The sequence below is a fragment of the Mesorhizobium sp. P2_D5 genome (assembly GCF_056404355.1).
Genome location: NZ_JBFUEE010000002.1, coordinates 881,395 through 894,528 on the forward strand (window position 1 = coordinate 881,395; position 13,134 = coordinate 894,528).

The following is a 13,134-nucleotide window of genomic DNA, read 5'->3' on the forward strand; positions in this document are numbered from 1 at the left end:
TGGGAGTATCGGCTAGCATGGGCTGGGAGGAACGATGAAAGCCGGTATGATCATGGCAACCGTACGAGAGGCAGCATGACGCGCGCTATGACATCCGAACCCCTCCCGCCACTGCTCAAAAATCCTGACCCGCAGACGCTCGCAAGGGAAGTCTTGATGGCCCTCAAATACAGGGTCGGCAAGGATACCACCGTCGCGACCCAGTACGACTGGCTCACCGCCTCGATCAAGGTCGTGCGCGACCGTATTGTCGATCACTGGATGCAGGCGACGAAAGAGGCCTACGACCAGAAGGAAAAGCGCGTCTACTATCTGTCGCTGGAGTTCCTTATTGGCCGTCTGATGCGCGACGCCTTCTCCAATCTCGGCCTGATGGACAATATGCGCGAAGCCTTGTCCTCGCTTGGCGTCGATCTCGACCTCATCGCCGCACTCGAGCCGGATGCGGCACTTGGCAATGGCGGCCTCGGCCGGCTCGCGGCCTGCTTCATGGAAAGCATGGCGACCGTCGATATTCCCGCGCATGGCTACGGTATCCGCTACGCCAATGGCATGTTCCGCCAGGAGATTCACGACGGCTGGCAGGTCGAACTGCCCGAGACCTGGCTCGATCACGGCAACCCCTGGGAGTTCGAACGGCGCGAACGCTCCTTCGAGGTCGGTTTCGGCGGCTCGGTGGAATCGATCACCTCGAAGGACGGCCGGCTCGAACGCCATGTCTGGAAGCCGACCGAGCATGTCCTAGCCGTCGCCTATGACACGCCCGTCGTTGGCTGGCGGGCCAACCGCGTCAACACGCTGCGGCTGTGGTCGGGCATGCCGGTCGATCCGATCCTGCTCGACAAGTTCAATGCCGGCGACCACATCGGCGCGCTTGCCGAAAGCAACAAGGCTGATGCCCTGTCACGCGTGCTCTATCCCGCGGATTCGCACAAGGCCGGGCAGGAGCTGCGGCTCAGGCAAGAGTACTTCTTCTCCACCGCCTCGCTGCAGGACATCGTCCAGCGCCATCTCAGCCAGTATGGTGATCTTAAGTCGCTGCCCGACAAGGCGGCGATCCATCTCAATGACACCCATCCGGCCATCGCGGTGCCGGAGCTGATGCGTCTGCTGATGGACGTCCACGGTATGGACTTCGACCAGGCCTGGAGCATCACCAAGCGCACCTTCGGCTACACCAACCACACGCTGCTTCCCGAAGCGCTGGAAAGCTGGCCGGTGCCGCTGTTCGAGCGGCTTTTGCCGCGCCACATGCAGATCGTCTATGCGATCAATGCCGAAGTGCTTCTGGAGGCGCGTGCCTCCGACCAGTTCTCGGACGAGCAGATCAGCCGCATCTCGCTGATCCAGGAAAATGGCGACCGCCGGGTGCGCATGGGCAACCTGGCCTTTGTCGGCTCGCATTCGATCAACGGCGTTTCGGCTCTTCACACCGACCTGATGAAGGAGACAGTGTTCGCCGACCTGCACAAGCTCTATCCCGATCGCATCAACAACAAGACCAACGGCATCACGCCGCGGCGCTGGCTGATTCAGTGCAATCCCGGGCTGACGTCGCTTTCCCGCGAGGCGATCGGCGACCGTTTTCTCGATGACATCGACGCCATCAAGGATCTCGATGCCTTCGCCGACGATCCCGCCTTTCGCGACAAGTTCGCCGCCGTCAAGCGCGCCAACAAAGTGCGGCTGGCCAATCTCGTGGCCGACCGGCTCGGCATCAAGGTCGATCCCTCGGCGCTGTTCGATATCCAGGTCAAGCGCATCCATGAATACAAGCGCCAGCTCCTGAACATCCTCGAAGCGATCGCGCTCTACGACCAGATCCGCTCGCACCCCGAGCGTGACTGGATGCCGCGCGTAAAGTTCTTCGGCGGCAAGGCGGCGCCCAGCTATCACAACGCCAAGCTGATCATCAAACTCGCCAACGACGTCGCCAAGGTCATCAACCGCGACCCGGCCGTGCGCGGTTTGCTGAAGGTGGTGTTCGTGCCGAACTACAATGTCAGCCTGGCCGAGATCATGATGCCGGCTGCCGACCTATCCGAGCAGATATCGACCGCCGGCATGGAAGCGTCGGGCACCGGCAACATGAAGTTCGCGCTGAACGGCGCGCTGACCATCGGCACGCTCGACGGCGCCAATGTCGAGATCAAGGAGTGCGTCGGCGACGACAACATCTTCATCTTCGGCCTGACCACTGCCGAGGTCGCCGAGCGGCGCAACAATGGCTACAACCCACGCGCTGTGATCGAAGCATCGCCCGAACTGGCACAGGCAGTCGCCGCCGTATCGTCGGGCGTCTTCTCGCCGGACGATCCGGAGCGTTACCGCGACTTGATCAACGGTCTCTATCAGAGCGATTGGTTCATGGTCGCCGCCGATTTCGACGCCTACACCGCGATGCAGCGCGAAGTCGATGCCGTCTGGCGCAACAGTCCCGACTGGTACGCCAAGGCAATCCGCAACGTTGCGCGTGTCGGCTGGTTCTCCTCCGATCGCACGATCCGCCAATATGCGAAAGAAATCTGGAACGTGCCTGTCTGATGTGATTGCATGAGGCCGCGAACAATCGGTCTCGTTGCATGTCGCCCAAAGTGCATAGCCGTTTTGGGACAATGACAGGCACGAAACAAACATTGGTGCATGTCGCCCAAAAGTGCCTAGCGGTTTTGGGGTAATGACATGCACAAGAACAAAGAGTCGTGCCCGGGGAGGGACACTGCCTGATGAAGAAGCCGCGCGCGACCGCTGCGACAAGCGGGCCGGACGGACTGGCGGCAGCCAGCGATGTCGCGGCGATTGTTGCCGGCACGCATGGCGATCCCTTCGCTATCCTTGGCGTTCATGAGGTCGGCAAGAGCCTGTTTGCCCGCTGCTTTGTCCCGCACGCGGAGTTCGTCACCGCCTATACGCTGACCGGCAACATCGCCGGTGAACTGTCGAGGCGCGACGACGGTGGGTTTTTCGAAGGCAAGCTGTTGATCCGCAAGCGTCAGCCGCTGCGCTATCATGCCAGGAACGCCGGCGGCGACTGGTGGCTGACGGATCCCTATTCGTTCGGTCCGGTGCTCGGGCCGATGGACGATTACTACATCGCCGAGGGCTCGCATCTGAGGCTGTTCGACAAAATCGGCGCGCATGTCATCGAGCATGAGGGTGCCACGGGCGTGCATTTCGCCGTCTGGGCTCCCAACGCGCGGCGCGTCTCGGTGGTCGGCGATTTCAACGAATGGGACGGCCGCCGGCATTCGATGCGCGACCGACGCGACACCGGCATCTGGGAAGTGTTCATTCCCGATATCGGCGCCGGCCGGCCCTACAAATACGAGATCATCGGGCCCGATGGCGTCAGGCTGCCGCTGAAGGCCGACCCGTTCGCCTTCAAGTCCGAATTGCGGCCGGCGACCGCCTCGGTGACCGCGGTGCCGCCGGCCCATCCGTGGGGCGACGAGGCCCATCGCAGTTTCTGGCGCAATGCCGATCATCGGCGCGAAGCCATCTCGATCTACGAGGTCCATGCCGGTTCCTGGCAACTTCGCGACGACGGCACGTTCCTGTCATGGGACGAACTGGCCGACCGGCTGATCCCCTATGCAGTCGAGACCGGCTTCACCCACATCGAGTTCATGCCGATCTCCGAACACCCCTATGATCCGTCGTGGGGTTATCAGACAACCGGACTTTATGCGCCGTCGGCCCGCTTCGGCGATCCCGACGGCTTTGCCCGCTTCGTCGATGGCGCTCACCGCGCCGGCGTCGGCGTCATCCTCGACTGGGTGCCGGCGCATTTTCCGGTCGACGAGCACGGCCTCGTTCATTTCGACGGCACCGCGCTCTATGAGCACGCCGATCCGCGCAAGGGCTTTCATCCCGACTGGAACACCGCGATCTACAATTTCGGCCGCCGCGAGGTGGTGTCGTTCCTGGTCAACAACGCGTTGTTCTGGGCCGAGAAATATCATGTCGACGGGCTTCGCGTCGATGCGGTCGCCTCGATGCTCTACCTCGACTATTCGCGCAAGCAGGGCGAATGGATCCCCAACGAGAAGGGCGGCCGCGAGAACCTCGAGGCGGTCAGCTTCCTGCAGAAGATGAACAAGGAGGTCTACGGCCACCATCCGGGCGTGATCACCATCGCCGAGGAGTCGACCTCGTGGCCGAAGGTCTCGGCACCGGTGCATGAAGGCGGGCTGGGCTTCGGCTTCAAGTGGAACATGGGCTTCATGCACGACACGCTGGAGTATTTCTCCAAGGAGCCGATATTCCGCAAGCACCACCACAACGATCTCACCTTCGGCCTGACCTACGCCTTCTCGGAGAATTTCGTGCTGCCGCTCTCGCATGACGAGGTCGTGCACGGCAAAGGTACGCTGCTTGGCAAGATGGCCGGCGACGACTGGCAGAAATTCGCGACGCTGCGCGCCTACTACGCCTTCATGTGGGGGTATCCCGGCAAGAAGCTGCTGTTCATGGGGCAGGAGTTCGCGCAGCGCCGCGAATGGAGCGAGGCACGCGCGCTCGACTGGAACCTGCTTGAGTTCCGCCCGCATCGCGGCGTCTGGCAAACGGTGCGCGATCTCAACTATCTCTACCGTTCGCGCCCGGCGCTGCATGGCCGCGATTGCGAACCGGAAGGGTTTTCCTGGCTGATCGTCGACGACAGCCAGAATTCGGTTTTTGCCTGGCTGCGCAGTGCACCGGGCGGCAGCCCGGTGGCGGTCATCTCCAATTTCACGCCGGTGCCGCGCGACAATTATCGCGTGCCGTTGCCGACGGCCGGAAACTGGCGCGAAATCATCAACACCGACGCCGCGGAATATGGCGGTTCCGGCAAGGGCAATGGCGGCATGGTCGAGGCGCTGGCGGAGGGAGGCGGCATCTCGGCAACGATGCTTCTGCCGCCGCTGTCGACGATCATGCTCGAACTCGTTGCGGACTGACCCCCGAAACCGGGTAACATGTCGAGACTGAGTAACTTGGGAGGCTAGAAATGGCAGACTTGAAACGGACCCAGCCGCTGGCGCGCGATGCCATGGCCTATGTACTGGCCGGCGGCCGCGGCAGCCGCCTCAAGGAACTGACCGACCGACGCGCCAAGCCGGCCGTCTATTTCGGCGGCAAGACGCGCATCATCGACTTCGCGCTCTCCAACGCGCTCAATTCCGGCATTCGCCGCCTGGGCGTCGCCACCCAGTACAAGGCGCATTCGCTGATCCGTCATCTGCAGCGCGGCTGGAACTTCCTGCGACCCGAGCGAAACGAGAGTTTCGACATCCTGCCGGCCAGCCAGCGTGTTTCGGAAACGCAGTGGTATGAGGGCACGGCCGACGCGGTTTACCAGAACATCGACATCATCGAGGCTTACGGGCCCGAATACATGGTCATCCTCGCCGGCGACCACATCTACAAGATGGACTACGAGATGATGCTTCGCCAGCACGTCGACGCCAATGCCGACGTCACCGTTGGCTGCCTCGAAGTGCCGCGCATGGAAGCCGTCGGCTTCGGCGTCATGCATGTCGACGCCAAGGACAACATCATTGCCTTCGTCGAAAAGCCCGCCGATCCGCCCGGCATTCCCGACAGGCCGGAGTTCGCGCTGGCCTCGATGGGCATCTACGTCTTCAAGACCAAGTTCCTGATGGAGCAACTGCGCCGTGATGCGGCCGAGCCGGGCTCGAGCCGCGACTTCGGCAAGGACATCATTCCCTATATCGTCCAGCACGGTAAGGCGATCGCCCACCGCTTCGCCAAGTCCTGCGTCCGTTCGACCGCCGAGAACGAGGCCTACTGGCGCGATGTCGGAACGGTCGACGCCTATTGGGAAGCCAACATCGATTTGACCGACGTCACGCCGGAACTCGACCTCTACGATCGCGACTGGCCGATCTGGACCTATGCCGAATTGAAGCCGCCGGCAAAGTTCGTGCATGACGAGGATGGCCGCCGCGGCTCCGCCGTTTCCTCGCTGGTCTCGGGCGATTGCATCGTCTCGGGTGCCTCGCTGAAGAGAAGCCTGATCTTCACCGGTGCGCGCATCAATTCCTATTCGACGCTCGAAGAAGTGGTCATGCTGCCCGACGTTCATGTCGGCCGGAACGCAAAGTTGAAGCGCGTCGTCATCGACCATGGTGTTAGGATACCGGAAGGGCTGGTGGTTGGCGAAGACCCCGTCCTCGACGCCAAGCGCTTCCGTGTTTCTGAAAAGGGCATCTGCCTGGTCACCCAGGACATGATCGACAAGCTGGCGCTTTAGAGCAATTCCAGGAAAAGTGTGAAACGGTTTTCCGTCCGGAATTGGGTCAAGACAAAGGGCTCTAGGACAGACAGGATCGGATTGTAGGCGCATGCAGGTTCTGTCGGTCACGCCCGAGATTTTTCCGCTGATCAAGACCGGCGGGCTTGCCGACGTGACCGGTGCGCTGCCCATCGCACTGGCGGCCAAGGGCGTGACCATGCGCACGCTTATTCCCGGCTTTCCGACCGTGATGGCGGCCTTCAAGAAAAAGAAGGCCGTTCTGCAATATCCCTTGCTGCAGGGCGCCAAGGCCTCCGTCCATTCCGTCCAGCTCGCCGGGCTCGAACTGTTCGTGCTCGACGCGCCGCATCTGTTCGACCGCCCCGGCGGCCCCTATGGCAATGCGACCGGCGTCGATTGGCCTGACAATTGGCGGCGTTTCGCGGCGCTGAGCCAGGTCGGCGGCGACATCGCCGGCGGGGCCATCTCCGGCTACCAGCCCGACATCGTCCATGCCCATGACTGGCAGTCGGCGATGACGCTTGCATACATGCGCTACGGCAAGGCGGTTGGTGTCCCCTCGATGATGACCGTCCACAACCTTGCCTTCCAGGGCCAGTTCGGCGCCGGCATCTTCGGCGAGCTTGGCTTGCCGGCGGTGGCGATGGCGCTCGACGGCGTCGAATATTATGGCGGCGTCGGCTTCCTCAAGGCCGGCCTGCAAGCGGCCTGGGCAATCACCACCGTCAGCCCGACCTACGCGCAGGAGATCCGCTCGGCCGAATTCGGCATGGGCCTCGACGGCCTTATCAACATGCGCTCCAGCGATCTCTATGGCATCGTCAACGGCATCGACACCGGCATCTGGGACCCGGAAACCGACAAGCATCTGGTCTCCGACTATACGGCCGCGACGCTGAAGGCGCGCGCGCCCAACAGGGCTGCCGTGGAGGACCGCTTCGGCCTCGAGCGCGACGACAGCCCGATCGTCTGCGTCATCAGCCGCCTGACCTGGCAAAAGGGTATGGACATACTGGCGATGGTCGTCGACGGCATCGTTGCCAGGGGCGCCCGGCTGGCCATCCTGGGTTCGGGCGATGCCGGCCTCGAAGGCGCGCTGCTCGCAGCCGCAGCTCGACATCGTGGCCGCATCGGCGTCGTCATCGGCTATGACGAGGGGCTGTCGCACATCATGCAAGGCGGCTGCGACGCCATTGTCATTCCCTCGCGCTTCGAACCCTGCGGGCTGACGCAGCTTTACGGCCTGCGCTATGGCTGCGTGCCGCTGGTTGCCCGCACCGGCGGCCTGGCCGATACGGTCATCGATGCCAACGAGGCCGCCGTCTCGGCCGGCGTCGCGACCGGCTTCCAGTTCGCGCCCAACAATGGCGGCGCCCTGCTGCACGCCGTGCGCCGCCTCGTCGACGCACATGCCAGTCCGGCGGTCTGGGAATCGCTGCAGCGCCAGGGCATGAAAGCCGATGTGTCGTGGGACAAGAGCGCCGAAAAATATGTCGAACTCTATCGCTTGCTGCTTTCGAAAAGGGTTGCCTGAAGCATGATACGGACCGTCCCCACCAAGCCCTATCCCGACCAGAAACCCGGCACGTCGGGCCTGCGCAAGAAGGTGCCGGTGTTCCAGCAGGAGCACTATGCCGAGAACTTCATCCAGTCGATCTTCGACGCGCTCGACGGGTTCAAGGGCAAGACCCTGGTGATCGGCGGCGATGGCCGCTTCTACAACCGCGAGGTCATCCAGAAGGCGATCGCCATGGCCGCCGCCAACGGCTTCGGCAAGGTGATGGTCGGGCAGGGCGGCATCCTGTCGACGCCGGCCGCCTCGCATATCATCCGCAAATACAAGACCTTCGGCGGCATCATCCTGTCGGCCAGCCACAATCCGGGCGGTCCGCACGAGGATTTCGGCATCAAGTACAATGCCGGCAATGGCGGTCCGGCGCCGGAAAAGCTGACCGACGCGATCTTCGAAAAGACCAAGACGATTGCGAGCTTCAAGACCACCGATATCGAGGCGATCGACATCGACAAGATCGGCACGGTCAAGGCCGGCGGCATGACGGTCGAGATCATCGATCCGGTCGCCGACTATGCCGAGCTGATGGAAAGCCTGTTCGATTTCGACGCCATCCGCGCCAATTTCAAATACGGCTTCCGCATGCGCTTCGACGCCATGCACGCGGTGACGGGCCCCTACGCCAAGGAGATCCTGGAAAACCGGCTTGGCGCGCCCAACGGCACCTGCCGCAACTTCAAGCCGCTACCCGATTTCGGTGGTCACCATCCGGACCCCAACCTCGTCCATGCCAAACATCTCTATGACGAGATGATGGGGCCGGACGCTCCGGATTTCGGCGCCGCCTCCGATGGCGACGGCGACCGCAACCTGATCATCGGCAAGGGCATATTCGTCACGCCGTCGGATTCGGTCGCCATGCTTGCCGCCAACGCCCGCCTGGCTCCCGGCTACAGCGAAGGCCTGAAGGGCATCGCCCGCTCGATGCCGACCAGTGGCGCGGCCGATCGCGTCGCCGAAAAACTCGGCATCGGCATCTATGAAACTCCGACCGGCTGGAAGTTCTTCGGCAACCTGCTCGACGCCGACATGGCGACGATCTGCGGCGAGGAAAGTGCCGGAACCGGCTCAAACCATGTCCGCGAAAAGGACGGCCTGTGGGCGGTGCTGCTGTGGCTCAACATCCTCGCCGCGCGCGGTGAGAGCTGCAAGCAGATCGTCACCGAGCATTGGGCGACCTATGGCCGCAATTACTATTCGCGCCACGACTATGAGGAGGTCGAAAGTGACCGCGCCAACGCGCTGGTCGACGAACTCCGCGCCAAGCTCGGTTCATTGCCGGGGACCAAGGTGCGCGGCATGACGATCGCCAGCGCCGACGACTTCGCCTATCACGATCCGGTCGACGGTTCGACCAGCGAACACCAGGGCATCAGGGTGCTGTTCGAAGGCGGTTCGCGTGTCGTCTTCAGGCTTTCGGGCACGGGCACGTCGGGCGCGACTTTGCGCGTCTATATCGAGCGCTACGAGCCGGACACGTCGCGGCACGATCTCGATACCCAGGCCGTCCTTGCCGATCTGATATCGGCGGCCGATGATATTGCAGGGATTCGCAGCCATACCGGCCGCGCCAAGCCGAGTGTCATCACTTAATGAAATCTGCGATGCCGGCCGATCAGCGGCCGCGATTTGGCGGGCTTGTTTCGGAGGGCGGCATTCGCTTTGCCGCATGGTCGCAGGCCGCCCGTCGGCTCTGGGTCTCGATTTTTGACGAGCAGGGCAACCAGGAAATCGAACGGCTTGAGCTGCAGCTGGAAGGCGAGGGCGTGCATGCGCTCTTCGTCGCCGGTCTTGGCCCAGGCACCCGCTACGGGTTTCGCGCCGATGGCGACTATGCGCCGGATCGCGGCCTATGGTTCGACCCCGAAAAAATGTTGATCGATCCCTACGCCCTCGGGATCGACAGGCCTTACGCCTATGACTGGCAGCTGACCCGGCGCCGGGGCGAGGGCCTCGATACCGCGCCGCTGATGCCAAAGGCCATTGCCGCTGCCTTGCCGAAACCAGTGCCGGCAGCGCCGCCGCTGTTCCAGCCCGGCGGCCTGATCTACGAAGTGCCGGTGCGCGCCTTCACCATGCTGCATCCGGACATTCCCGAGAACCTGCGCGGCACGGTCGCTGCTCTCGCCCATCCTGTGGTTATCGAGCACCTGAAAAAGCTCGGCGTCAGTGCTGTCGAATTGATGCCGGTGACGGCGTCGATCGATGAACGGCACCTGCCGCCGCTCGGGCTGCGCAACGCCTGGGGCTACAATCCCGTCACCTTCATGGCGCTTGATCCACGCCTTGCGCCTGGCGGCATCATGGAATTGCGGAACGCGGTCGCCGCGCTACGGCAGGCCGGCATCGGCGTCATTCTGGACCTTGTCTTCAACCACACCGGCGAGAGCGACCGGCTCGGGCCAACACTGTCGCTGCGCGGTTTCGACAACCAGGCCTATTACCGGCACACGCCGGACGGCAGGCTGGCCAACGACACCGGGACGGGTAACACGGTGGCATGCGACCACCCGATCGCTGGGGAGATGGTCCTCGACACGCTTCGCCATTTTGTCCGCTATGCCGGCGTCGATGGTTTCCGCTTCGACCTGGCGCCCATTCTGGGACGGGTCGAAGGGACATTCGACGACGAGGCGCCGTTGCTGAAGGCGATGGGCGAGGACGTGCTGCTGGCCGATCGCGTGCTGATCGCCGAACCTTGGGACATCGGTCCGGATGGCTATCAGCTCGGGAATTTTCCGCCGCCTTTCCTCGAATGGAATGACAAGTATCGCGATGATATCAGGCGCTTCTGGCGCGGTGACGCCGGCATGGTCGGCGCACTGGCGACCCGGCTTTCCGGTTCGTCCGATGTGTTTGCGGCAAACGAACAAAGCGCCAGCCGCACGGTCAATTTCATCGCCGCCCATGACGGCATGACCCTGACCGACATCGTGCGCTACGAGCGCAAGCACAACCAGGCCAATGGCGAGCAGAACCGCGACGGCCACAATGAAAACCTGTCCTGGAACAACGGCGTGGAAGGCGATGCGGACAACCCGGCCGTAGCTACGGCGCGCCTCAACGATCAGCACGCGCTGCTCGCCACCTTGTTTGCCTCGCGCGGCACCATCATGCTGACGGCCGGCGACGAATTCGGCCGCAGCCAGCAGGGCAACAACAATGCCTATGCGCAGGACAACGCGATCACCTGGCTCGACTGGGCCGGGCGCGACCAGGCGCTGGAGCATTACACGGTCCTGCTTTCGACGCTGCGCCGAGCGGTGCCGGCACTCTCCGACACGCGCTTTCTCACGGGCCGGCCACCAGGAAATTCCGACATAGCGGACGTCGCATGGCTGACCGAAACAGGCGCGCCGCTCGACCAACAAAGCTGGCAGGACCCGCAGCGGCACCGCCTGGTCATGATTCTGGGCGGCGACAGCGATGACGAACGCCGTCTTGCGGTGCTGATCAACGGCGACCGCCGGGCCTGCATTTTCACCCTGCCGCCTCGCGAGGGATTTTTCTGGGAGCCGGCCATTGAAACGGCTGAGGCGGCCGACATCGAGCGGCCGGTATCGGGGCGGTCGGTGATCTTCATGATCGAACGCGCAGCTGCACAGGCCGGCACAGGGGAGAAGCGCAATGGCGGCAGGTGACCGGATCGGATGGTGGCGTGGCTGCGTCATCTATCAGATCTATCCGCGCTCCTTCCAGGATACGACCGGCGACGGCAGCGGCGATCTGCGCGGCATCGCCAACCGCCTGGAGCATGTCGCCTCCCTTGGTGTCGACGCCATCTGGCTGTCGCCCTTCTTCAAGTCACCGATGGCTGACATGGGCTACGACGTGTCGGACTATTGCGCCGTCGATCCGATGTTCGGTGGCATGGAGGATTTCGATGCGCTGGTCGCCGAGGCGCATCGGCTCGGCCTGAAAGTCATCATCGACCAGGTATTGTCGCACTCATCCGACAAGCACGAATGGTTCGTCGAAAGCCGCTCCAGCCGCGACAACCCCAAGGCCGACTGGTATGTCTGGGCCGATACCAAGCCCGATGGCGGCGCGCCCAACAACTGGCTCTCCGTCTTCGGTGGCCCGGCCTGGGAGTGGGATTCGACCCGCCGGCAGTACTACATGCACAATTTTCTCGCTTCTCAGCCGGATTTGAATTTCCACAATCCGGAGGTCCACGACGCGCTTCTGGAAACGGTACGGTTCTGGCTGGAGCGTGGCGTCGACGGCTTTCGGCTCGACACGGTCAACTACTATGTCCACGACCGCTGGCTGCGCAGCAATCCACCCTTGGCGTCAAGCGTCGCCGGCACCAACAGCGAGACCAACACCTACCTCTACCAGGAACATCTGTTCGACAAGACGCAGCCGGAAAACCTGGCGTTCCTCAAGCGCTTCAGGGCGCTGCTCGACGAGTATGACGACCGCGCCGCCGTCGGCGAGATCGGCGATGAAGGCCGCTCTTTGCAGACGCTCGCCGCCTACACCACCGGCGGCGACAAGCTCCATATGTGTTACACCTTTGACCTGCTTGGCCCACAATTCTCGGCGGCGCATGTGCGGGGCTGTGTCGAAGCCTTCGAGGCGGCGGTGTCCGACGGCTGGGTCTGCTGGGCGTTTTCCAACCATGACGTGGTGCGCCACGTCACCCGCTGGACGAGGCCCGACAGCGATCCCGATACGGTCGCAAGGTTCTCGATCATGCTGCTCTCCTGCCTGCGCGGATCGATCTGTCTCTACGAGGGCGAGGAACTCGGCCTGGAGGAGGCGGAACTCGCCTTCGAGGATCTGCGCGATCCCGTTGGCATCCGCTTCTGGCCGGGCGTCAAGGGCAGGGACGGCTGTCGCACGCCGATGGTCTGGGAGGCCGGTGCCGACAATGCGGGCTTCTCCACCGGTAAACCGTGGCTGCCGATACCGGCCAGCCATCGCGACCGCGCGGTCGACGTCCAGAACGCCGACACCGCCTCGGTGCTCGCCTTCTATCGGACCATGCTCGCCTTGCGCAGGGGGCATCCGGCGCTGGTCGGCGGTTCGATCCAGTTTTTCGATGCGGACGGCGAAATTCTCGCCTTCATCCGCGAAGACGGCGGTGAGAAACTTCTCTGTGTCTTCAACTTCGCCGAGGAGCCGGCGAATTGGCCGTTGCCGCCGGATACAGGAGCTGTCGTGGCTATTGATGGTGGCCGCGGGGTTGTTGAAGAGAGCCAGATCTCGCTGACGGCGCTTGGCTGTTTCCTTGGTCAGCTCGACTGATTCAGTGCTTCGGCCGCCGCTTGCGAGGAAGGTGATCCCGCTTGGGCTG

At 63.1% G+C, this 13,134-nt stretch carries 7 protein-coding genes; all 7 read left to right on the forward strand.

Annotation, left to right across the window (positions count from 1 at the left end):
* The first annotated feature begins 75 nt into the window (after positions 1-75).
* Positions 76-2,544, forward strand: coding sequence for a glycogen/starch/alpha-glucan phosphorylase (locus AC1DYW_RS10970; RefSeq protein ID WP_477226150.1), 2,469 nt, complete (start codon positions 76-78; stop codon positions 2,542-2,544).
* Positions 2,545-2,726: 182 nt separating this feature from the next.
* Positions 2,727-4,940 (forward strand): 1,4-alpha-glucan branching protein GlgB, encoded by a 2,214-nt coding sequence (gene glgB / locus AC1DYW_RS10975; RefSeq protein WP_477226151.1) that lies wholly within the window; start codon positions 2,727-2,729, stop codon positions 4,938-4,940.
* A 50-nt stretch (positions 4,941-4,990) separates the two neighbouring features.
* Positions 4,991-6,256, forward strand: coding sequence for a glucose-1-phosphate adenylyltransferase (gene glgC, locus AC1DYW_RS10980; protein ID WP_477226152.1), 1,266 nt, complete (start codon positions 4,991-4,993; stop codon positions 6,254-6,256).
* A 91-nt stretch (positions 6,257-6,347) separates the two neighbouring features.
* Complete coding sequence (glgA, locus tag AC1DYW_RS10985; RefSeq protein WP_457153596.1) at positions 6,348-7,793, forward strand: glycogen synthase GlgA; 1,446 nt, start codon at positions 6,348-6,350, stop codon at positions 7,791-7,793.
* Positions 7,794-7,796: 3 nt separating this feature from the next.
* On the forward strand, positions 7,797-9,425 hold the full coding sequence (locus AC1DYW_RS10990) for an alpha-D-glucose phosphate-specific phosphoglucomutase (protein WP_477226153.1): 1,629 nt from the start codon (positions 7,797-7,799) through the stop codon (positions 9,423-9,425).
* A gap of 11 nt (positions 9,426-9,436) precedes the next feature.
* The gene (gene glgX, locus AC1DYW_RS10995; RefSeq protein WP_477226154.1) at positions 9,437-11,473 is read left to right on the forward strand and encodes a glycogen debranching protein GlgX; all 2,037 of its coding nucleotides are present in this window, start codon (positions 9,437-9,439) and stop codon (positions 11,471-11,473) included.
* Positions 11,460-13,085 carry a beta-galactosidase BglA gene (gene bglA / locus AC1DYW_RS11000; RefSeq protein WP_477226155.1) on the forward strand — a complete coding sequence of 542 codons (1,626 nt, stop codon included), beginning with the start codon at positions 11,460-11,462 and terminating at the stop codon, positions 13,083-13,085. The genes glgX and bglA overlap by 14 nt, the downstream gene beginning before the upstream one ends.
* Positions 13,086-13,134 lie beyond the last annotated feature (49 nt).

What these genes read in the sequence shown, in the direction of transcription:
- bglA (WP_477226155.1), top strand. Translation starts at nt 11,460, where the DNA reads ATGGCGGCAGGTGACCGGATCGGATGGTGGCGTGGCTGCGTCATCTAT.
- AC1DYW_RS10990 (WP_477226153.1), top strand. Translation starts at nt 7,797, where the DNA reads ATGATACGGACCGTCCCCACCAAGCCCTATCCCGACCAGAAACCCGGC.
- glgB (WP_477226151.1), top strand. Translation starts at nt 2,727, where the DNA reads ATGAAGAAGCCGCGCGCGACCGCTGCGACAAGCGGGCCGGACGGACTG.
- glgX (WP_477226154.1), top strand. Translation starts at nt 9,437, where the DNA reads ATGCCGGCCGATCAGCGGCCGCGATTTGGCGGGCTTGTTTCGGAGGGC.
- AC1DYW_RS10970 (WP_477226150.1), top strand. Translation starts at nt 76, where the DNA reads ATGACGCGCGCTATGACATCCGAACCCCTCCCGCCACTGCTCAAAAAT.
- glgA (WP_457153596.1), top strand. Translation starts at nt 6,348, where the DNA reads ATGCAGGTTCTGTCGGTCACGCCCGAGATTTTTCCGCTGATCAAGACC.
- glgC (WP_477226152.1), top strand. Translation starts at nt 4,991, where the DNA reads ATGGCAGACTTGAAACGGACCCAGCCGCTGGCGCGCGATGCCATGGCC.